General features: G+C 69.5%; 23 protein-coding genes. 9 read left to right on the top strand and 14 right to left on the bottom strand.

The window, feature by feature from the left end; all coding sequences use genetic code 11:
• Nucleotides 1-8 precede the first annotated feature (8 nt).
• The gene (locus STVA_RS14275) at nucleotides 9-836 is read left to right on the top strand and encodes a PfkB family carbohydrate kinase (protein ID WP_142235769.1); all 828 of its coding nucleotides are present in this window, start codon (nucleotides 9-11) and stop codon (nucleotides 834-836) included.
• A 1-nt stretch (nucleotide 837) separates the two neighbouring features.
• Here the strand turns inward: STVA_RS14275 and STVA_RS14280 are convergent, their stop codons facing one another.
• On the bottom strand, nucleotides 838-1257 hold the full coding sequence (locus tag STVA_RS14280) for a PaaI family thioesterase (RefSeq protein ID WP_170216340.1): 420 nt from the start codon (nucleotides 1255-1257) through the stop codon (nucleotides 838-840).
• 115 nt (nucleotides 1258-1372) lie between these two features.
• Between STVA_RS14280 and STVA_RS14285 the strand changes: the two genes are divergently transcribed.
• From STVA_RS14285 to STVA_RS14305, 5 genes are read left to right on the top strand one after another with little or no spacing between them, the layout of a single operon-like run.
• Nucleotides 1373-2182 (top strand): alpha/beta fold hydrolase, encoded by an 810-nt coding sequence (locus STVA_RS14285; protein ID WP_197735633.1) that lies wholly within the window; start codon nucleotides 1373-1375, stop codon nucleotides 2180-2182.
• On the top strand, nucleotides 2179-3270 hold the full coding sequence (locus STVA_RS14290) for a mandelate racemase/muconate lactonizing enzyme family protein (RefSeq protein ID WP_123688584.1): 1092 nt from the start codon (nucleotides 2179-2181) through the stop codon (nucleotides 3268-3270). Before STVA_RS14285 ends, STVA_RS14290 begins: the two co-directional genes overlap by 4 nt.
• Before the next feature lie 23 nt (nucleotides 3271-3293).
• Complete coding sequence (locus STVA_RS14295; protein WP_123688585.1) at nucleotides 3294-4358, top strand: LLM class flavin-dependent oxidoreductase; 1065 nt, start codon at nucleotides 3294-3296, stop codon at nucleotides 4356-4358.
• The gene (locus STVA_RS14300; protein ID WP_245978209.1) at nucleotides 4355-4552 is read left to right on the top strand and encodes a DUF3553 domain-containing protein; all 198 of its coding nucleotides are present in this window, start codon (nucleotides 4355-4357) and stop codon (nucleotides 4550-4552) included. The genes STVA_RS14295 and STVA_RS14300 overlap by 4 nt, the downstream gene beginning before the upstream one ends.
• Nucleotides 4549-5265, top strand: coding sequence for a Rossmann-like domain-containing protein (locus STVA_RS14305; RefSeq protein WP_123688586.1), 717 nt, complete (start codon nucleotides 4549-4551; stop codon nucleotides 5263-5265). Before STVA_RS14300 ends, STVA_RS14305 begins: the two co-directional genes overlap by 4 nt.
• Here STVA_RS14305 and mobA read toward each other — a convergent pair.
• Nucleotides 5243-5857: a molybdenum cofactor guanylyltransferase MobA gene (gene mobA / locus STVA_RS14310; RefSeq protein ID WP_123688839.1), complete on the bottom strand. Its 615-nt coding sequence runs from the start codon at nucleotides 5855-5857 to the stop codon at nucleotides 5243-5245. The two genes, STVA_RS14305 and mobA, sit on opposite strands and share 23 nt — an antisense overlap.
• A 98-nt stretch (nucleotides 5858-5955) precedes the next feature.
• On the opposite strand from mobA, the gene STVA_RS14315 reads away from it, so the two are divergent.
• Nucleotides 5956-6723, top strand: a complete 768-nt coding sequence (locus STVA_RS14315) for an NAD kinase (protein WP_123688587.1) — start codon at nucleotides 5956-5958, stop codon at nucleotides 6721-6723.
• A 25-nt stretch (nucleotides 6724-6748) separates the two neighbouring features.
• On the opposite strand, the gene STVA_RS14320 is transcribed toward STVA_RS14315, so the two are convergent.
• The 12 genes from STVA_RS14320 to STVA_RS14375 form a co-directional block, all read right to left on the bottom strand.
• Entirely contained in the window at nucleotides 6749-7258 is a 510-nt protein-coding gene (locus STVA_RS14320) for a hypothetical protein (RefSeq protein ID WP_148071362.1), read from the bottom strand.
• On the bottom strand, nucleotides 7255-8664 hold the full coding sequence (locus STVA_RS14325; protein ID WP_123688589.1) for a homospermidine synthase: 1410 nt from the start codon (nucleotides 8662-8664) through the stop codon (nucleotides 7255-7257). Before STVA_RS14325 ends, STVA_RS14320 begins: the two co-directional genes overlap by 4 nt.
• A 59-nt stretch (nucleotides 8665-8723) precedes the next feature.
• Nucleotides 8724-9986 carry a type III PLP-dependent enzyme gene (locus STVA_RS14330; protein WP_123688590.1) on the bottom strand — a complete coding sequence of 421 codons (1263 nt, stop codon included), beginning with the start codon at nucleotides 9984-9986 and terminating at the stop codon, nucleotides 8724-8726.
• A 372-nt stretch (nucleotides 9987-10358) separates the two neighbouring features.
• Entirely contained in the window at nucleotides 10359-11003 is a 645-nt protein-coding gene (locus tag STVA_RS14335) for an FMN-binding negative transcriptional regulator (RefSeq protein WP_123688591.1), read from the bottom strand.
• A 56-nt stretch (nucleotides 11004-11059) separates the two neighbouring features.
• Nucleotides 11060-11536 (bottom strand): P-loop nucleotide/nucleoside kinase family protein, encoded by a 477-nt coding sequence (locus STVA_RS14340; protein ID WP_123688592.1) that lies wholly within the window; start codon nucleotides 11534-11536, stop codon nucleotides 11060-11062.
• 27 nt (nucleotides 11537-11563) lie between these two features.
• Entirely contained in the window at nucleotides 11564-12451 is an 888-nt protein-coding gene (speB, locus tag STVA_RS14345) for an agmatinase (protein WP_123688593.1), read from the bottom strand.
• A complete protein-coding gene (locus STVA_RS14350) occupies nucleotides 12448-13293 on the bottom strand; it encodes an N-formylglutamate amidohydrolase (protein WP_123688594.1) in 846 nt (281 codons plus the stop codon). The genes speB and STVA_RS14350 overlap by 4 nt, the downstream gene beginning before the upstream one ends.
• Before the next feature lie 3 nt (nucleotides 13294-13296).
• A complete protein-coding gene (locus tag STVA_RS14355) occupies nucleotides 13297-14298 on the bottom strand; it encodes an ABC transporter ATP-binding protein (protein WP_123688595.1) in 1002 nt (333 codons plus the stop codon).
• The gene (locus tag STVA_RS14360; RefSeq protein ID WP_123688596.1) at nucleotides 14295-15284 is read right to left on the bottom strand and encodes an ABC transporter ATP-binding protein; all 990 of its coding nucleotides are present in this window, start codon (nucleotides 15282-15284) and stop codon (nucleotides 14295-14297) included. Before STVA_RS14360 ends, STVA_RS14355 begins: the two co-directional genes overlap by 4 nt.
• Nucleotides 15285-15286: 2 nt before the next feature.
• The gene (locus STVA_RS14365; RefSeq protein ID WP_245978210.1) at nucleotides 15287-16219 is read right to left on the bottom strand and encodes an ABC transporter permease; all 933 of its coding nucleotides are present in this window, start codon (nucleotides 16217-16219) and stop codon (nucleotides 15287-15289) included.
• The gene (locus tag STVA_RS14370) at nucleotides 16216-17193 is read right to left on the bottom strand and encodes an ABC transporter permease (protein ID WP_123688597.1); all 978 of its coding nucleotides are present in this window, start codon (nucleotides 17191-17193) and stop codon (nucleotides 16216-16218) included. Before STVA_RS14370 ends, STVA_RS14365 begins: the two co-directional genes overlap by 4 nt.
• 74 nt (nucleotides 17194-17267) lie before the next feature.
• On the bottom strand, nucleotides 17268-18836 hold the full coding sequence (locus tag STVA_RS14375) for an ABC transporter substrate-binding protein (protein ID WP_123688598.1): 1569 nt from the start codon (nucleotides 18834-18836) through the stop codon (nucleotides 17268-17270).
• Between the two features lie 222 nt (nucleotides 18837-19058).
• Here STVA_RS14375 and argE point away from each other — a divergent pair, with 222 nt between their 5' ends.
• Complete coding sequence (gene argE, locus STVA_RS14380; RefSeq protein ID WP_123688599.1) at nucleotides 19059-20222, top strand: acetylornithine deacetylase; 1164 nt, start codon at nucleotides 19059-19061, stop codon at nucleotides 20220-20222.
• A gap of 61 nt (nucleotides 20223-20283) precedes the next feature.
• The gene (locus STVA_RS14385; protein ID WP_123688600.1) at nucleotides 20284-21240 is read left to right on the top strand and encodes a M14 family metallopeptidase; all 957 of its coding nucleotides are present in this window, start codon (nucleotides 20284-20286) and stop codon (nucleotides 21238-21240) included.
• The last annotated feature ends 8 nt before the right edge of the window (nucleotides 21241-21248 follow it).

The following is a 21248-nucleotide window of genomic DNA, read 5'->3' on the forward strand; positions in this document are numbered from 1 at the left end:
GTACGGCAGTGGCCAGTTTCCTCATGGTCGGCAGCGCCCATGTCGACCGGGTCTGGCGGCTGACCGGGCCGCTGGTACCGGGCGGCCGGCAGCGCCATACCGGCGTCGAATCGCGCTATGGCGGCGGCGCCTTCCACACCGGCAGCGTGCTGCTGGCGCTGGGCCACAAGGTGGGCCTGGCGACCGCCCTGTCGGGCGACGAGACTGGCCGGCGCCACCGCCAGGCGCTGGCCGACCGCGGCTTCGATCTGGCCGCGGTCGAGACCGTCGAGCAGCCGACCGAACCGCTCGAAATCCTGCTCGACCCGGCCGGCGACCGCACCATCCTGCTGCCCGCCGTGCCGCGCGTCATCCAGGCGGACCTCGACGCCGACGGTGCCGACCTCGTCTATCTCAACGTGCGCAACCGGCCCGGCCGGCCCGAGACGCTGGACCGGCTGGCGCCCCGCATCGTCTCCCAGCTACCGCTGGATCGCGAAGAACGCCGGCCGTCCCGGATCCTGGTCGCCTCGCGTTCGGACTTGCCCGGTCTCTCCGACGCAGCGCTGCTGACGCGGGCCCTGGGCGTGGCCGGACCGGCCTTCGAGTGGCTGGTCGTGACCGCCGGTGCACAACCGGTGACCGTGCTGGGCAACGGCCCGTCGGCCACGGTGCCCGTGCCGCCGCTGCCGGCCGGCACCGACACCACGGGTGCCGGCGATTTCTTCGCCGCCGGCCTGCTCGACGGCCTGGCCCAGGGCATGGCCGCGGCTGATGCCGCCGGCCATGCCGTGGAGATCGGCCGGCAGGTGCTGCTCGACCGGGCGCGCTTCGTAGACGCCCGGATCGGCAGCTAGCTCAATGCTGGCCGAGCAGCTTCCAGATGCCGCTCGACACCAGGATCGTCTTGTCCCCCACGGTCAGGGTGCCCCGGATGAAGACCACCGACCGGGTGACGCGGACCAGTTCGGGCGTGCCCAGGATCCAGTCGCCTTCCTTGGCGGCGGTCACGAACTCGTTGTTCAGGCTGATGGTCGCGCAACGCTTGCGCCCCGCCGCGAAATGGACCGAGATGCCCAGCATCTCGTCGGCGAACGACATCAGGCAGCCACCATGGACGACCTGGTTATTGTTCAGGTGGCGCTGTTCGGCGCGGAAGCCGAACACCCAGCGCCCCTCGGATTCCTCCTTGCGGTAGAACGGGCCGAGGTTGGCGGAATACCGATCCGCCCGCGGCGACATGACCTCGAAACCAGGCGGAACTTCGATCGCGCTCATTCTGTGACGCTTCCTTTCGACTGCGTGCTTGCGCCCGGCCGGCGGGCGGCGAATCCTGGGCGGGCCGGACATTAGCCCGACCGCCGCGCCCGGTCATAGCATCAGGAGGCCGACGTTGCCCCACCATACGATCGTCCATCCGACCACGGGCGAATACCGCATCCACTACCGCTTCGACGGGCCGGCCGACCGGCCGGTGGTCGTGCTGGCCCATTCGCTGGCCGCCTCCAGCGCCATGTGGGCGTCGCAGATGCCGTTCCTGACCGCGCGGTTCCGCGTGCTGTCGGTCGACATGCGCGGCCATGGCGGCAGCGACGCGCCCGAGGGCGCCTATCACCCGGATGGCCTGGGCGAGGACTTCCGCTCGCTGCTGGCCCATCTCGGCCTGGAATCGGTCGACTTCATCGGGCTGTCCATGGGCGGCATGATCGGCATGACGCTGGCGACCGCCCATCCCGGCCTGCTGCGCAGCCTGGTCCTCTGCGACACCATGTGCGAGGTGCCGGACGGCGCCCGCGCGGCCTTCGGCGAGCGCGTGGCCATTGCCCGCAGCCAGGGCATGGCGGCACTGGTGGAGCCCACCATCGGCCGCTGGTTCACGCCGGCCTTCGTCGCCGCCAACCCGCCGATCCTGGATGCCGTGCGCGCCGACATCCGCAACACGCCCGTCGCCGGCTATGCCGGCTGCGTCGCCGCCATCCAGGCGCTCGACCTGCGCCAGCGTATCCCCGCGATCGCGATCCCGACGCTGGTCATCGTCGGCCGTGACGACCCGGCGACGCCGCCCGCCGCCTCTGCCGTCATCCACCGCGCCATCCCCGGCAGTTCCATGGTGGTGCTGGACGACGCCTCGCATTTGTCCAACATCGAGCAGCCGGAGGCCTTCGACGCCGCACTCGCCGCCTTCTACGGGGCCGGCCGGTGAAAATCGCCGCCGTCGAGACGATCGTCGTCCGCCTGCCCTTCCGCCATGACGGGCCGCCCAGCGGCTTCGGCGGCAAGATCTGGACGACGATGGACACGCTGCTGGTCAAGGTCGAGACCGACGCCGGCATCACCGGCTGGGGCGAGGCCTTCGGCTTCAACTGCATCCCGGCAACCAAGGCCGCCATCGACAGCCAGATCGCGCCATTGGCGATCGGCGAGGACGCGGGCGACATCGCCGGCACCGGCCGCCGGCTGCAGCACCAGCTGCATGTGTTCGGCCGCAACGGGCCGGTCACCTTCGGCCTGTCCGGCCTCGACATCGCCCTGTGGGACATCGCCGGCAAGGTGGCCGGCCTGCCGCTGCACCGGCTGCTGGGCGGCGGCGGGCGCGCCGACCTGCCGGCCTATGCCAGCCTGCTGCGCTACACCGATCCCGACGTGGTCGGCCGGGTGTCGGCGGCGGCCGCCGCCCGTGGCCATCGCCACATCAAGCTGCACGAGGTGACCATCGAGGCGACGGCGGCCGCCCGCGCGGCCGTGGGGCCGGACGTCGCGATCATGCTCGACACCAACTGCCCCTGGACGCTGGACGAGGCCATGGCGATGGCCCGCGGCCTGGCGCCGCTCGACCTCCACTGGCTGGAGGAGCCGCTGTGGCCGCCCGAGAATCATGGCGGGCTGGCGGCCCTGCGCGCACGCGCGGGCATTCCGATTGCGGCCGGCGAGAACGTCGCCAGCCCGATGGACTTCGCAGCCCTGTTCCGCGCCGGCGCGGTCGACATCGCCCAGCCGAGCGTGACCAAGATCGGCGGCGTCACCGCCATGCGCGAGGTGATGGCGGTGGCGGCCGCCCACAATGTGCAGGTGACGCCGCACGCGCCCTATTTCGGCCCGGGCCTGCTGGCGACCATCCAGGTGATCGCGGCATCACCCCTGCCGATCCTGGTCGAGCGACTGCATGTCGACATGGAGCCCGACCTGTTCGGCGGCCTGACCGCAGCACCGGGCGGGCGGATGCGGGTGCCCCACGGGCCGGGCCTCGGCTGCGACCCCGACCCGGCGGTCATCGCGCAATACGGGGTCTGACGATCCCGGGAAAGGACAGCGCCATGGAGATCGGCCTTTTCATCCTGCAGCAGATGCGTGATCCGTCGGTCCCGGCCGGCCGCGTCGTCGGCGACGCCATAGCCCAGACCGTGCTGGCCGAGGAGCTGGGCTTCGACACGGTGTGGTTCGCCGAACACCATTTCGCCAACCTCGGCATGTGCCCGTCGCCGCTGCTGATGGCGGCCCATGCGGCCGCGCGGACCAGCCGCATCCGGCTGGGCACCGGTGTCGTGGTCCTGCCCTTCTACAACCCGATGCGGCTGGCCGACGAGGTCGCCTATGTCGACCAGCTGTCGGGCGGCCGCCTGTCGCTCGGCATCGGCAGCGGCAGCCATCGCCACGAGTTCTCGGGCCTGGGCGTGCCGATCGCCGAGGCCCGCGCCCGCTTCGGCGAAGCACTCGACGTGCTGGACATGGCGCTGGACCACGACCGCGTCGAATATCAGGGCCGGTTCGTCCAGGTGCCCGAGACCTTCCTGCCGCTGCGCCCGGTGCAGCAGCCCGTGCCGATCTTCCTGGCGGGCCTGGCCAAGGACCCGGCGATGATCGAGCGGGTGGCCCGGCGACGCTACACGCCCTTCGTCTCGGCCATGTGGATGCCGGCTGCCGCGGTCGCCGCCATCCGCGCGCCCTACGACGCCGCCCGGAAGGCCGCCGGCCGCGACCCGGCGGTGGAGCCCTTTGCCATCCAGCGCCTGCTCTACGTCACCGACGACCGGGCCGATGCCGAGGACGCCGCCCGGCGCGCGATCTATACCCATCGCGTGGTCGCCGCCCTGAAGGCCGGCCAGGGCCGCTTCGCGGACGGCTATGTCGAGGAGGTGGCGACCGACCACGACCCTTCCGTCGAAGATGTGCTGTCGAAGGCGCTGATCGGCCCGCCGGAGCGGCTGGTCGAGATGCTGCGGCAGGACGTGGCCGAGATCGGCCCAAGCCATCTCAGCCTGTTCATGAACTTCGGCGGCATGGAGCATGCCCGGGTTGCCCGGTCGATGGAGCGTTTCGCCCGCGAGGTCCGTCCGCATCTTGGCCAATGGGCCGGCCGCCGCGCCCAGGCCGCCGAATGAAGGACGACATGGCTGGCGGCGGCTGGACGCCGGGCGCCCTGGTGCGCCATCCCGACGAGCCCGACTGGGGGCTGGGCCAGGTCCAGTCGGCGATCGGCGACCGGGTCACAGTCAATTTCGAGCATCGCGGCAAGGTGCTGATCAATACCGCGGTGATCCGGCTGACCGCCGAACCGCGGCCGGACCGGCGATGATCCTGGCCCAACTGCGCGCCGCCCTCATGGAAGGGGTGCCGGCCGTGCCCGCCGCCCGGGTCGTCGTCGGCGTCAACTGGGTGCTGGTAGAGGGACCGGACGGCACCGGCCTCTCGCACGCGCCGGTGCGCAGCGCGCCCGGCTGCCGCCCGATCCCGCAGGCCGGCCGCCTCGCCGGCACCAGCCTGCGCGACTTGGCGGCCGGTATGGACAGCGACAACCCGTTCGAAGTGGCGATCGCCATCGCTGCGGCCAACGCCCATCACAACCGCCCGGACCTGGAAGGCGAGCCCGGCAACGCGCTGGAAGATGCCGGGCGCGAGGGCTGTCCCACCGTCGTCATCGGCCGCTTCCCCGGCCTGGACCGCACCATCCCCCACGCCAAGGTGGTCGAGCGGCGGCCCGGCCCCGGCGACTATTCGGAGGCCGAGGCCGGGCGCCTGATCGCCGAGGCCGAACTGGTGCTGGTGACCGCGTCCACCCTGGGCAACGGTTCGCTGGCCGGGTTGCTGGACCTGGCGGCAGGCAAGCGGGTCGTGCTGGTCGGCCCGGGCACGCCGCTGGCGCCCGGCCTCTTCGACTGCGGCATCGCCCGGCTGGCCGGCCTGGTGATCGCCGACCCAGACCATGCCGCGCGGGTGATCATGGAGGGCGGGGCCGTGCGCGGGCTGCGCCAGGCCGGTCGAAACGTCACCCTGGCCCGGCCAGCATAGCCTCGGCCGCGGCCAAGTCTTCCGGCCGGTTGATGTTGAAGAGCGGATCGCGGCCGGCATCGGCAGGAAAGGCAACCGGCACGGCGCCCGCCAGCCGCACCCAATCCTCCACCCGGCGCAGGCCGTCCTCGACCATCGCACGGCGCAGTTGCCGGGCGGCGGCAAGCGGCCACAGGCCGAACACCGGGTGCAGCCGGCCGCCCGACTCCGCACAGGCCGCCGGCGCGCCGGCGGCGACGGCTGCGGCGAGGCGGTCGACGAGATCGCGCGGGAAGGCCGGCGTGTCGCCCGCGAAACTGGCGAGATGGGTGGCCGCGGGCACGGCGGCTCCGGCCCATTCCAGCCCGGCCAGCAGCCCGGCCAGTGGCCCAGGGTAGTCCGGCAGGCTGTCGGCCAGGATCCGCAGCCTAAATCGGGCGAAGCGGGCCGGATCCCCGTTGGCACTGAGGGCCAGCACGGCCGCCTGCGGGCGGGCGAGCGCCAGGACATGGTCGAGGATGGTGGCGCCGGCCAGGGCCAACAGGACCTTGTCGCCGCCACCCATGCGGCGGGCGCGGCCGCCGGCCAGAACGATTCCCGGGATCGGTGTCATGCTCGATCCAGCAATGCCGCGGACGGCCGCATGGCGCAACCCGGCCATGCCTGCAATTCGCTGGACGCCGCCCGGTCCAGGCCGGATAACCGCAGCCAATGGTCGATCCCCGCCTCGCCTTCGTCGCCGCCGAAACCGCCCCCGCCCGCGAGGCCCTGGCGGAGCTGGAGCGACTCTATCCCCATGTCCCCGTCGACGACTGCGACGTCATCGTGGCGTTGGGCGGCGACGGCCTTCTCCTGGAGACGCTGCACCGCTGCCTGGCGCGGCGCGTGCCGATCTTCGGCATGAACCGCGGCACGGTCGGATTCCTCCTCAACCCGTTCTCCCCCCTGGGCCTGGTGGAGCGGATCGCGGCCGCCGACCCCGTCACGCTCCACCCCTTGCGCATGGTGGCCGAGACCATCCATGGGAAGCGCGAAGAGGGCCAGGCGATCAACGAGGTGTCGCTGCTGCGCGAGACCCGCCAGTCGGCCAAGATCCGCATTCGCATCGACGGGATCGTGCGGCTGGAGGAGCTGGTGTGCGACGGCGTGCTGGTATCGACGCCGGCCGGCAGCACCGCCTACAACCTGTCGGCCCACGGCCCGATCATCCCGCTCGGCTCCGAGGTGCTGGCGCTGACGCCGATCAGCGCCTTCCGCCCGCGGCGCTGGCGCGGCGCCCTGCTGCCGCACGGCGCCAAGGTGCATTTCGAGATCCTGGAGCCGGACAAGCGCCCGGTCAGCGCCGTCGCCGACTTCACCGAGGTCCGCGACGTCATCGCCGTCGAGGTCCATGAGGACCGGACGACGGCCATGACCCTGCTGTTCGACCGCGAGATGAACCTGGCGGAGCGGATCGTGAAGGAACAGTTCCAGCCGTGACGGCGCCGTCGACTCTCGCTCGAGCCTAATCCTTTGGCGCCATGAGGATCATCACCTTGCACTGGGCCGAGCTGTTTCCCGATGTGGCCACGGTGCACTTCGCCGGCGCATTGGCACTCGCCGCAGCTTCGACCCACGTGCACGACGAAGCGTTCGGGGGCAGCGCGGTGAGCACGGCCGTGCCGGCACAGGCAAGGCCGTTGCCGCTCGCCGTGAGCTGAATGTCGCTGACGGTGACCTCGACCACCCTGGTTTCCGCGTAGGGTCCGGCGCTGTGCGACCCGCCTGGGAGCACGTGATGGGTGACGCCCGTGCCCGAGACCGCCAGGCCGACCTGCTCTCTCGACTGATTGTTGATCTGGATCAGCATATCGGCCGCTGCAACCTTGGCGACCAGGATCGGGGCCACTGCGACCAGGGACGCCACTGCCAATCTGCGAACCATCAGCCACTCCAACGCCACGGCACCTGACTGCATCGAGCCTGCCACGCCGCCGACCCCTGCGTAGGGACCGGCGGCGGGCGATCGCATCATACCACGCGGAAGTTCTTGAACTGCCAGGGGCAGTCGCGGTCGATGTCCTCGGGGAAGAGGACGCTGCGGTCCTCCAGCGGGGTCCAGCCGCCGTACTGGCCGACGACGTTGCCCAAGTAGGGCGTCATGATCGCGAACATCCGCTCGTGGTCCAGTTCGTCGGGTTCGACGATGCCGGCCTTGGGGTTCTCCATCGCCCAGATCATCCCGGCCAGCACGCCGACCGTCACCTGCAGGCTGGTGGCGTTGTTGTGCGGCACGAGATGCCGGGTCTCGTCGATGGTCAGGCGCGAGCCGAACCAGTAGGCGCCCTTGGCGTGGCCCATCAGGAGCACGCCCAGCTCGTCGATGCCGCTCACGACCTCGTCCACCATCAGGCGCTGGCGCGTCTGCTGCTGCCAGTTGCGACCGGCCAGCTCATGGACCGACAGCACCGCATCGTCGCACGGGTGGTAGGCATAATGGACGGTCGGGCGATAGCGGGGCGAACCATCGGCGCCCGCCACCGTGTAGTAGTCGGCGATCGAGATCGACTCGTTGTGCGTGATCAGGAAGCCATGGATCGGACCGGCCAGCGGCGTCCAGGTGCGGACCCGCGTGGAGGCGCCGGGCCGCATCAGGTAGATGGCGGCGTTGCTGCCGGTTTCGTGCCGGGCGCCGTCGGCCGGGAAGTGCCGCTCATGCGTGCCCCAGCCCAGTTCGGCCGGCTGGCAGCCCTCGCTGACGAACCCGTCGATCGACCAGGTGTTGACGAACTCGCCGGGCCGCTTGGGCGTCAGCGAGACCTGGGTGTCGCGCTCGGCGATGTGGATCGTCTTGACGCCCAGCATCTCGGCCAGGCCGGACCAGCCGGCGCGGTCCTTCGGCGCGGCGACCGGCTTGCCGGTGTCGCGGGCGATGTCGAGCAGTGCCCGCTTCACGAAGTGCGAGACGATGCCGGGGTTGGCGCCATGGGTGATGACCGCGGTCGGACCGCCGGCGCTCTTGGCCTTGAGGGCCAGCGCCGTCTCGCGCAGGCCGTAGTTGGAGCGCTGGGAGTAGGTCAGGCTGGGGTCGGTGTAGCCGCCGGGCCAGGGCTCGATGCAGGTGTCGAGATAAAGCGCGCCCTGGGCCTGGCACAGCTCCATCAGGGCGACGCTGGACACCTCGACCGACAGGTTCACCAGGAAGTCGCCAGCCGCCAGCATCGGCGTAAGAATGCCGGCATAGTTGTCCCGCGTCAGCGGCTGCTCGATGAACTGCACGCCGTACTCGCCGGCCACCGCGCGGCCGCGATCGTCCGCGGTCACGATGGTGATCTGCTGCGGATCGACCGCGATGTGCCGGAAGATGAGGGGCAGCACCCCCTGGCCGATGCTGCCCATGCCGACCATGACGATCTTTCCCGGAAAACGGACGTGCTTCATTCAGAACTCCCCCCGCCGGTCGCGATGCCGACGTTCAGGTGGGTGGACGATCGCCGCCTTCAGGCGGCGATCGCGATAAGGTCGTAGCCGGGCGTCTCCAGCAGCGGCCGGTCGCGCACCTCGACCAGGCGGGCCTGGTCGAAGCCGTTGAAGGCCGTGCGCAGCGACCCGCCATAGGCGCCGAGTTGCCCCAGCTCGATCCAGTCCCCCTCGCCCGCATCGGCCGGCAGGTGGAAGGGACCGGCCATGCGGTCGGCGCTGTCGCAGGTCGGGCCGAAGAAGGCAAAGCCCGTCTGCTCCTGCGCCGCCGCCCGGTCGAGCCGGATCAGCCGCGCCGGGAAGCGGAAGGCGGGCACGCCCGCGTCCGACAGGCTGCCGTAGACGCCGTCGTTCACGAACAGCTCGTCGCCGCGCCGGTGCTGCACCTGGACCACCAGCGAGACGCCAGGGGCGACCAGGGCACGGCCCGGCTCGGCCCACAGGCGGCAGCCATGGTCGGCAAGCCCGGTCGCCGCGAAGGCGTCGGCGATCTGCTCCATGAAGTCGGCCAGCGGCGGCGGCGTGACGTCGGGATAGCTGACGGGAAACCCGCCGCCGACATCCAGCACGTCGATCCGCACGCCCGACTCCCGCGCCACCTCTGCCGCCAGCGCGATCGCGCGGGCATAGGCCGCCGGCTCCATGCACTGCGAGCCGACATGGAAGCAGATGCCGACCCGCTCGGCGACCGCGGCCGCCCGGCGAAGCAGCTCGACCGCGACCGCGGGCACGGCACCGAACTTGCCGGACAGGTCGTACATGGTCTCCGCCTTGGGCGGCACCAGGCGCACGAACAGGCCCAGGCCCGGCTGGCCCTCGGTCTCGGCCAGGATCTTCTCCAGCTCGGCCATGGAATCGAACGAGAAGTCGCGCACGCCCTGCGCGACCCACGCCTCGCGGATCGCCGCCCGCCCCTTCACCGGATGCATGTAGTGGATCTCGGCATCGGGGAAGAGCTGGCGCACGAGACGGATCTCGGCCGGCGAAGCGCAGTCGAAATGGCGCACCCCGCCCGCATGCAGCGCGCGCAGCACGGCCGGCTCCGGATTGCACTTCACGGCATAGAGCACTTCGCCCGGGAAGGCCGCCACGAACGACCGCGCGGCCGCGGCCAGGACGGCCGGGCGCAGGCAGTGCATCGGGTCTTCCGGACGGTGGGCGCGCACGATCTCGTCGATCAGCGGCAGGCGCTGATTGGCACGGACGCCGCGACGGTCGGCAAAACGGCCGGTGACGGCGCGGCGCAACGGCGATACCGCGGAGCGGTGACGCAGCTCGGACATTGGCATCCTCCCGACGACCTGCCGCCGGTCAATGGCCGGGGCGGGTTCGGTTCAACGGCCTCTTCCGCCAGGGAAGGGCCGAATATTCCAGGAAAAGGGCGACGACGGGTCTAGCGGCTGAACCCAGGGATCAGCCGGCCGTCGTCACCTAGAACCAAGACGGGATGCGTGCGCTCCCGCGCGGGTCGCAACCATGTCCACCTCCCTCTCGGGACCGGCCCACTGTTGACCGGTTCTGCCAAAAAGGACGCGTCCGTCGTTACTTACCCCACGGGGGCATTGGCACGTGCGTGTGCGTCTGTACGGGGGGTGGATATACGGATTATCGCCGGCATTGCAAGAGGATATCGCAAGTGCAGCAAATCCTTCACATCACCCGCCGGACCCGGTTTCGCGCATCGCGCCGGCCAGGGCCGCACTCGCCGGCTCGTCGCAGGATTCCAGGCCGGCCACCACCCCGGCGCGATCGGCCGCGGCGCGGTTCTGGCTCAGCTTCATCTTGCCCTCGATCGCGGTGATCTCCAGCCGCAGGCCGACGATCCCTTTCAGTTGCGCGCGCACGAAGTCGGCCGGTGCGTCCGACACCTTCCACGGATGCTCGAAGCCGGCCTCATGTACGTTGGTCAGCCGCTCGACGATGTCGAGCACGGCATCGGGATCGTCCAGGACCACCAGCCGGCCGGTGACATGGACGACGCCATAGTTCCAGGTCGGCACCACCCGACCGTGCTCGGGCTTGCCCGGATACCAGGACGGCGAGACATAGGCGTGCGGCCCCATGAAGATGGCCAGCGCCGGCCGCTCCAGGTCGCTTGCCCGCCATTGCGGGTTGGCCCTGGCGACATGGCCGATGAGCGCCCCGCCCGGCGCCGGATCGGGGCGCATCAGCATCGGCAGGTGGCTGACGATCGGCCCGTCCGCCCCTTGCGTCACCAGCGTCGCGAAGGCGGCCCGGGCGATATGCGCCACCAGGACGGCGCGGTCGTTTTCGCGGAAATGCGGCGGGTTGTAGAGCATCCTCGGGCCTCCGGTTCGGCCACCGATATAGCCCTTTGGTGCCCGTCGACGATAGATCAGTCGTGAAGTACGAGGTGGAAGCCTTCTGCCGGCCCCGGTTCCTCGAAATGCCGGTCGAACAGCGCCAGCGTCTCGTCGTCCACCTGGTACTCGTGGCCCCCGGCAGCGTTGCGCACCATCAGGCGCCGCCGCCGCTCCGCCATGTCGACATGCACGACATGCAGTTCGTGATCGGCAGCGCCCGCTTCGAACACCGAACGCATCCAGTGCCGCACCAGCACGGTGTTTGCCGGCCAATCCAGCACGACGGACACACCGGCACGCAGGATCGACGCCAGGTGATCACCCATCGCATCCCGCAGACGGGGTGAGACCCGCGCATAGTCCTCAATCGAGCGGATCTCGTCAGGGTACAGCCTGGACATCAGCCGGTCCTGGGAGACCAGGATCGTCCCGCTCCGATCGGCCAACTGCGCAGCCAGAGTGGACTTCCCCGTAGCTATCTTGCCGCAGACCATGAACAGCGTGGCCATCCTCACCTCCCGCGGCTTGCGTCGGATTCAGTCGGCCCGGAAGAGACTGAGATACTCGAAGGCAAAGGTCGCGGCCGCGAGCGCCGTGATCTCGGCGCTGTCATAGGGCGGGCTGACCTCGACCACGTCCATGCCGCGCCAGTCGATGCCGCCCAGGCGGCGGATGATGGCCTGGGCCTGCCAGGTCCACAGGCCGCCGATCTCGGGCGTGCCGGTGCCGGGTGCCTGGGACGGGTCGATGGCGTCGATGTCGAAGGTCAGGTAGGTGGCGCCGTCGCCAGTGACCCGGCGGATCTGCTCGACCACGCCGTCGACGCCCAGGCGGTGGCATTCCTCGGCCGGCAGGATCGTCACCCCCTGCCCCACCGTCCAGTCCCAGACGTCGCGGCCGACCGGCGAGCGGATGCCGATTTGGATCATCCGCCGGGGGTCGACCAGCCCCTCGTTGATGGCGTGGTAGAAGACCGAGCCATGGCCCATCGGCTGGCCGAAGCTGTCGGGCCAGGTGTCGACATGGGCATCGAAATGGACGAGCCCGAGCGGCCCGGTGCGCGGCGCCAACCCGCGCAGCAGCGGCAGCGTGACGGTATGGTCGCCGCCCAGCGCCACCAGATGCCCGGAAAGGGCGGCCGCCCGCATCTCGATCAGGCGCAGGCTTTCGCGGATGTCGCCCAGCATGATCTCGAAATCGCCGATGTCGGCCAGGTCGAGTTCGGCCGGCGCCGTCCATTGCCACGGGTTCACGCCGTCGACCAGCATGCGGCTGGCCGTGCGGATAGCCGCCGGGCCGAAGCGGGTGCCGGCCCGGTTGGTGGTGCCGATGTCGTAGGGGATGCCGGCCGTGACGAAGCGCGCCTGGCTGTCGGTGCGCAGCGTGCCGAGAAAGGTCGGCGGCGTGGCGAAGGTCGGGTTCACGGTCGCCGCGCGATGAAGGCAACGAGATCGCGGGTCAGCGTCGTCAAGTCGGCCTGCAACTGCTGGAAGCGCGGGATCTTGGCGTGCGCCTCCTCATCCATGTAGAGGGCGCGGTTCAGTTCGATCTGCAGGCTGTGCCGGCCCTCGGCCGGGCGCCCATGGCGGCGCACGATCTCCACGCCCTTGTAGGGGTCGTTCACCTTCACCGAATAGCCCATGGCGGCGACCCGCTCGGCCACGAAGCGCGTGAAATCGGCCGCACAGGTGGTGCCGTCGCGGTCGCCCAGCACGAAATCGGCGCGCGGCGTGCCGTCGCCGTCGACCGAGCGCTTGTTGCCGGTCGCCTGCATCGAATGGCAGTCGATATGCCAGACCTGCCCGAAGCGCGCGAAGGCATCGTCCACCGCCCGGTCGAGTGCGGCGTGATAGGGCACCCAATAGCGGTCGATGCGCTGCTGCACCTCGGCCACGGACAGCCGGCGACCATAGATCGGCACCTCGCCCTTGATCAGCCGCCAGATCAGGCCGACGCCGCGGCCGGACTTGTCACCGGGCGCGATCGGGCCCGGCCATGGCTCGTCCAGCAGGGCCGGGTCCATGTCCTCCAGCGCACGATTGGGGTCGATATAGGCACGCGGGAAGCCGGCCGCGACCATGGTCGCGCCGAGCGCGATGGCGCCGCCCCACAGTTCGTCGACCCAGGCGTCCTCGGCCTGGCGCAGCAGCGCCGGGTCGCAGGCCGCGCCGAAATCGGCCGGGTAGACGTCGCCGCTATGGGGCGAATCCAGCACCAGCGGCGCCGGATCGCCCTCGGGCTGACGGACGAAGACGGGCTCGGACATGGCTCAACCCTGATCGTTCAGGTGGCAGGCGGACATATGTCCCGGCGCGATCTCGCGCAGTGCCGGTATCTCTGCCCGGCAGCGCGCCATGGCGTAGCGGCAGCGCGGGTGGAAATGGCAGCCGGGCGGCGGGTCGAGCGGCGATGGGATTTCGCCCTTCACCGGTTCGAACTGCTTGCGGCGGGAATCGATCCGCGGGACCTCTTCCAGCAAGGCGCGCGTGTAGGGGTGGTTGGCGCGGTCGAACAGGTCCTCGGTGGCCGCGCTCTCGACGACGCGGCCCAGATACATGATGACGACGCGGTCGGAGAGATGCTCGACCACGCCCAGGTCATGGCTGATGAAGAGGTAGGTCAGTCCGAATTCGCGCCGCAGCTCCATGAACAGGTTCAGTACCTGCGCCTGGATCGAGACGTCGAGCGCCGCCACCGCCTCGTCGCAGACGATGAATTCCGGCTTCACGGCCAGCGCTCGGGCGATGCCGATGCGCTGGCGCTGCCCGCCCGAGAACTGGTGCGGGTAACGACGGCGATAGGACGGGTCGAGGCCGACCCGGCGCATCAGGTCGTCGACATAGCGGTCGGCCTCGGCCGCGCGGACGATGCCATGGACCTGCGGCGCCTCGCCGATGATCTCGGCCACGCGCAGGCGCGGGTTCAGCGAGGCGAAGGGATCCTGGAAGATCATCTGCACCGCGAGCGCCGCGCGCTTGGCCTCGACCGAGGACATGGCGGTGACGTCCTGGCCGCGATAGCGGACACGGCCGTCGCTCGGCTTGTGGATCCCGGCGACGATGCGGCCCAGCGTGGACTTGCCGCAGCCGGATTCGCCGACCAGACCCACCACCTCGCCCTCATGCACCACCAGGTCCACGCTGTCGACGGCGCGGACCACCACCTCCTTCATGCCGGCGCCCAGCATGTTGGCGACCTTGGCGGCGACGTCGAGCGGCTTGGAGAAGCGCTTGGACACGCCCTCGAGTTGGATGATCGGGGCGCCGGTCATGCCGCAACCGCCTCCAAATGGGGGTGAACGCAACGGGCGTGGCGGCCGGGGCGGAACTCGGTCATCGGCGGCGGCACCTCGCAGGCGGCGTCCGCCCGCGGACAGCGGGTGCGGAAGCTGCAGCCGCTCGGCAGCGACAGGGGCGACGGCGCCATGCCGGGGATCTGCGTCAGCGGCTGGCCGCGGCGATTGCGGCTCGGCACCGACCCGATCAGCCCGTGGGTATAGGGATGCAGCGGCGCATCCAGCACGTCGCCCACCAGCCCCTGCTCGACCACGCGGCCGGCATACATGACGCAGATCTCGTCGGCGAGGCCCGCCACCACCGACAGGTCGTGGGTGATCCAGATGAGCGCCGTCCCCACCTCGCGGCACAGCTTCTGCGCCTCGAACAGGATCTGCGCCTGGATGGTGACGTCGAGCGCGGTCGTCGGCTCGTCGGCGATGATGACATCCGGCCGGTTGAGGAGCGCGATCGCAATGGCGACGCGCTGGCGCATGCCGCCCGAGAACTGGTGCGGATAGGACTTCAGCCGCTCGTCCGGCGACGGGATGCCGACTTGGCCAAGCGCGTCGCGGGCCCGCGCCAGCGCGGTCGTGCGGTCCATCTTCTGGTGCGCCTGCAACGCCTCGATCATCTGCGTGTCGATGCGCAGGACCGGGTTCAGCGTCATCATCGGGTCCTGGAAGATCATCGCGATGCGGTTGCCGCGCAGGTTGCGCAGGCGTGCCTCGGAGGCCTGGGCCAGGTCCTCGCCGTTGAAGAGGATGCGGCCGCCGGCGATGCGGCCCGGCGGGTCCACCAGGCCGATGATCGAGAAGCCGGTGACCGACTTGCCCGACCCGGACTCCCCGACCAGGCCCAGGATGCGGCCCTTGCCGACCGAGAAGGACACCCCGTCGACCGCCTTCAGCACGCCGGCGCGGGTGTGGAAATGGGTGCGCAGGTCCTCGACCGCGAGGGTGGCGCCGCTGGAGTTTGCCATCGTCACTTCCGCAGGCGCGGGTTGAGCACGTCGCGAAGCTGGTCGCCCACCAGGTTGATGCTGACGATCGTCAGCAGCAGCGCCACGCCGGGGAAGAAGCTGATCCAGTACTTGCCGCTCAGCATGTACTCGAAGCCGTTGGCGATCAGCAGGCCAAGCGACGGCTCGGTGATCGGCAGGCCGATGCCCAGGAACGACAAGGTCGCCTCCAGCGCGATGGCATGCGCCACCTGGACGGTGCCGACGACGATCAAGGGCGGCAGGCAGTTGGGCAGCAGGTGGCGGAACACCACCCGCGCGTCGCCCAGGGCCAGGCACTGGGCGGCTTCGATATACTCCTTGCGCCGTTCCACCAGCGCCGTGCCGCGGATGGTGCGGGCGTAGTAGGCCCACTGCACCGCCACCAGGGCGATGATGATCTTGTCGATCCCCTGCCCCAGCACCGCCACCAGGATGAGCGCCAGCAGGATCGCGGGGAACGAGAGCTGGAGGTCGACGACGCGCATGATCAGCGTATCGACCCGGCCGCCGAAATAGGCGGCCAGCAGCCCCATGGATGCGCCGAACAGCATCGCCAGCACGCCCGATGCCAGGCCCACGGCCAGGCTGATGCGGATGCCGTAGAGGATGCCGCTCAGCATGTCGCGGCCCTGGTCGTCGGTGCCGAGCCAGAAGACGGTGCCGTCGGCGCCGGCCTCGCCCGGCTCCAGCCGGCCGTCCATGATGTCGAGCTGCGTCAGGTCGTAGGGGTTCTGCGGCGAGATCAGCGGCGCCAGCAGGGCCAGCAGCACGATGATGATGCAGCCGACGAGCCCGGCCACGGCCACCTTGTTCTCGCGGAACTCGATCCAGAATTGCCGCAGCGGCGAGATGACCACCGGGACAGGGTCGACGGCCGTCGCGGCCGCGATGCGGTCGGGCGTGGTGACGGTCACGACTTCATCTCCTTGAGCCGGACCCGCGGGTCGAGCACCGAATAGAGGATATCGACCACGAGGTTGATGAAGATGAACATGGAGACGGTGATCAGCAGGTAGGCGACGATCACCGGCCGGTCGAGCTGGTTGATCGAATCGATGATCAGCTTGCCCATGCCGGGCCAGGAGAAGATCGTCTCCGTCACCACCGCGAAGGCGATGACCGAGCCCAGCTCGAGGCCGAGGATGGTGACGACCGGGATCATGATGTTCTTCAGCACATGGACGAACACCACCCGCCGGGTCGACAGCCCCTTGGCCCGCGCGAACTTGACGTAGTCCATCAAGAGGTTTTCGCGCATGCCGGCCCGCGTCAGGCGTATCACCAGCGCCATCTTGAAGAGCGCCAGGTTGAAGGCCGGCAGCAGCAGGTGCTGCCAGCCATTGAGCGTGAAGATGCTGAGGCGCAGGCCGAAGATTTCCACCGTCTCGCCGCGGCCGGTAGAAGGCAGCCAGCCAAGATGGACGGCAAACACCATGATGAGCATCAGCCCGACCCAGAAGGTCGGCAGGCTGAAGCCCAGGATGGAGCCGGCCATGATCGTGCGGCCGGCGAAGGATTCCGGCCGCCAGCCGGCCCACATGCCGAGCGGGATGCCGACGACAATGGAGATGCCCATGGCGGCGACCGCCAGTTCCAGGGTCGCCGGCATCCGCTCCATGATGAGTTGAAGGGCCGGCGTGGCGAAGGCGAACGACCGGCCGAGGTCGCCCGCCACCGCCTTCTGCAGGAAGACGAGATACTGCTCCCACAGGGGCAGGTCGAGGCCGAGCGCGCGGATCGCGCGCTCGCGCTCCATCTGGTCGGCCTCCGGGCTGATCAGGATGTCGATCGGATTGCCGATCGCATAGACGCCGACGAAAACGATCAGCGACATCACGAACAGCACGACGACCGCCTGCATCAGGCGGCGGATCAGGAATACGGTCATCAGAATACCACCGGTACGGCGGCGGCCGGCATCGACGTCGCCGCCGATGCCGGTCCAGGGACTCTAGCGGACGCTCAGCGCTTGGCCTTGACGCCCGTCGCCAGGGTCGATTCGTCCGTGCGCGGCTCGTAGGTGAAGCCCGCCCGCGTCGCCCAGTTGTTGATGTTGTAGTGCAGCGGGATGATGGCCACGTCGAGGATGGCGGTCTCGGTCGCCTGCTGCAGCAGCTTCTCGCGCGCGGCGTCGTCCACGGTCTGCAGGGCCTGGCCCAGCAGTTCGTCGACGCGCGGATTGCTGTAGCGGCCGCGGTTGGACGGGCCGTTGCCCTTCTTCGGGTCGTAGGTGGCGATGAAGGAGCGCAGCGGCGACGACACCTCGCCCGTGCCCGAGCCCCAGCCCCACAGCATCATGCTGAACTCGAGCTTGGTCGCGCGCGGCGAGTATGTAGCGAAGGGGATCGCCTCGACCTTGGTCTGGATGCCGATGCGGCTGAACATCTGGGCGACTGCCTGGGTGATCTTCTCGTCGTTCAGGTAGCGGTCGTTCGGCGAGTGGATCGTCAGCGCGAAGCCGTCCTTGTAGCCGGCCTCGGCCATCAGCTTGCGGGCGCCGTCGGCGTCGAACTTCTCGACCTTCAGGGTCTTGCTGGTGCCGAAGAAGCCGTCCGGCAGGAACTGGGCGGCGGCGATCGCCTGGCCTTCCATCACGCGGTCGACGATGGCGGGGCGATTGATCGCCATCGACATCGCCTTGCGCACCCGCACGTCCTTCAGCGGGTTCTTCTCAAGCGGCTTGCCGTCCTTGGCCGTGACGAACGGCGTCTGGTCGCGGTTGGTGTCCATCGACAGGTAGATGACGCGATTGGACACGACGCTGGAGACGTTGACGTTCTTGTCCTTCTTCAGGCGCGCGAAGTCCGCCGTCGGCACCTGGTCGATGATCTGCACGTCGCCCGAGAGCAGGGCGGCGACGCGGGCGGCAGAGTTGGTGATCTGCTTGATCGTCACCTTCTCCCAGTCGGGCTTCGGACCCCAGAAGCCGTCGAAGCGCGCGAGCTCGATCCGGTCGCCACGGGCGAACTGGGCATACTTGAAGGGGCCTGTGCCGATGGCCGCCTTGCCCGAGTTGAAGTCCTCGGTCGGCGCGCGCTCGAACTGGTCGGAGATGATGGCGAAGCCGGCCATGAAGGTCGGCATCAGCGGGAACGGCGTGGCGGTCTTGAGCTGGACCGTGTGCGCGTCGATCACCTTGGTCTCGATGATCTGGCCGGTGAAGATCGAGAAGGAGGACGGGCTGTTCGGAACCCACGGCACGCGGCTTAGCGTCGCCACCACGTCCTTGGCGTCGAAGTCGGACCCGTCATGGAACTTCACCCCCTTGCGGAGCTTGAATTCCCACGTCGTGTCGTCGATCGCCTTCCAGGATTCGGCGAGGTCCGGCACCAGCTTCTGCTTGGCGTCCTGGTCGACCAGGCGGCCGAAGATGTGGCGCGTCACCATGTTGTTGGTGGCGACGTTGTGATAGTGCGGATCGAGCGCCGAAACGGCACCCCCCAGGCCGATCGTCAGGTCGGCGGCACTGGCCGAGCCGGCCGAGAACGCCGTGAAGGCAGCCAGCAGCATCCCGCGGGCGAAGATCGTCATCCCCTAGTCTCCCCTTATTGATCCCGCCTCGTGAGGGCGGGCAGATCATGGGGCACCATCGCCCAAATTCAGCCCGGAGGCAACGAACGCGGGTATGCCCGGGCTGAATCCACAGATTCAGGACAGAAATCCTGCCAGATCGTCGCGGACGGTTGGCACCCGGCGACTGCGTCCGCCATAGTGGGCCGGTAGCCCGACTGCCTTCCGCCAGGTGAAACCGTCGTGACCCAGCCCTCCGCCGCCAGCCTTGCCATGATCGAACGGCTGATCGCCTTCGACACCACGAGCCGCAACTCCAACCTCGAGCTGATCCGCTGGATCGAGGCCTACCTGGCCGGCCACGGCATCGCCTCGGAGCTGTTCTTCGACGACGAGGGGCGCAAGGCCAACCTGTTCGCCACCATCGGCCCGGCCGACCGCGGCGGCGTCATGCTGTCGGGCCACACCGACGTGGTGCCGATCGACGGCCAGGAATGGTCGACCGAGCCGTTCACCGTGGTGATGAAGGACGGCCGGCTTTATGGCCGCGGCACCACCGACATGAAGAGCTTCGTCTCGGTCGTGCTGGCGATGGTGCCGCGCTTCGTGGCTGCCCCCCTGAAGACCCCGATCCACCTCGCCTTCTCGTTCGACGAGGAGGTCGGCTGCCTGGGCGTGCGCAAGATGATCGCCGGCCTGGCCGATCGCCCGGTGCGGCCCGCCGCCTGCATCGTCGGCGAGCCCACGGAAATGCAGGTGATCGTCGGCCACAAGGGCAAGCTCAGCTATCGCTGCCATGTCCGCGGCTTCGAGTGCCACTCGTCGATCTGCCATACCGGCGTGAACGCGGTGGAAGCCGCGGCCGAGGTCATCGCCTACCTCAAGGGAATGGTCCGCCGGCTGCGCGACCACGGCCCCCACGACCCGGCGTTCGACCCGCCCTACACCACCGTCCATACCGGCGTGATCCAGGGCGGCACGGCGCTCAACATCGTGCCCAAGGACTGCTGGTTCGACTTCGAGTTCCGCTACCTGCCCGGCACCGACCCGCACGCCCTGCTGGCCGAGGTGCAAAAATACGCCGAGGAGAAGCTGCTGCCCGAGATGCGGGCGGTGCAGCCCGACACCGGCTTCACCTGGACGCAGCAGTCGGAGTTTCCCGGCCTCGGCACGGCCGACGACGCGCCGGTGGCCGAGATGGCCCGCGCGCTGTCCGGCGCCAACCGGTCCGGCAAGGTCGCCTTCGGGACCGAGGCCGGCCTGTTCGAGGCGGCCGGCATCCCGACCGTGGTCTGCGGCCCCGGCAGCATCGAGCAGGCGCACAAGCCCGACGAGTTCATCGCCATCGACCAGGTGGCGGCGTGCGAGGCGTTCCTGGAGCGCCTGACCGACCGCCTCTCGGCCTGACCGCCAACTGCCTGACCGCCACCACCCGACCATCGCCAGCACATCCACGGGAATAGCCGACATGTCCTCCGCCGAAGAATACCCCATCGAGATCCAGCCCGTGGACATCGCGCCCTATCGGCAGGGCAACACTGGCATCGACTATGCCTGGACCTTCGACAGCGGCCGGCCCGGCCCCCACGTCATGGTCAATGCGGTGATCCACGGCAACGAGCTGTGCGGGGCGGTCGCCGTCGACTTCCTGTTCCGGCACAAGGTGCGGCCCAAGGCCGGCAAGCTGTCGCTGGTGTTCTGCAACGTCGCCGCCTACCTGTCGTTCGACCCGGCGCGGCCTTCGGCCTCGCGCTATGTCGACGAGGACATGAACCGGGTATGGACGCCGGCCGTGCTGGACGGCCCGCGCCAGAGCGTGGAGCTGACGCGCGCGCGCCAGTTGCGGCCGCTGATCGACACCGTCGACCAGCTTCTCGACATCCATTCGATGCAGCACGCCACCGCCGCCCTGTCGCTGGCCGGTCTGACCTCCCAGGGGCTGGCGCTGGCGAAGGCCATCGCGGTGCCCGAGCTGGTGGTGTGCGACGAGGGCCACAAGGCCGGCAAGCGCCTGCGCGACTATGGCGATTTCGGCATCGAGGGGCATGACCGGGCAGCATTGCTGGTCGAGTGCGGCCAGCATTGGGAGCGCTCTTCGGCGGATGTCGCCATGGCCTCGACCCTGCGCTTCCTGCGTCTCTACGACATCGTCGACGACGATTTCCTGGCCCGGCACCTGCCGGCCGCGGCCCCGCCGCCGCAGCAGATCGTCGAGGTGACCGAGGCGGTCACCATCGAGACCGAGGATTTCGCCTTCGTCGAGCCCTTCATCGGGCTGGAGGTGATCGAGAAGGCCGGCATGCCGATCGGTCGCGACGGCACGCGCGAGATCGTCGCCCCCTATGATCGCTGCATCCTCATCATGCCGTCGCGCCGCCTGACGAAGGGCAATACTGCCGTCCGCCTCGGCCGCTTCGTCGGCTGAGGCGGACG

The sequence above is a fragment of the Stella humosa genome, assembly GCF_006738645.1.
In the GTDB taxonomy this organism is placed as follows: domain Bacteria; phylum Pseudomonadota; class Alphaproteobacteria; order ATCC43930; family Allostellaceae; genus Allostella; species Allostella humosa.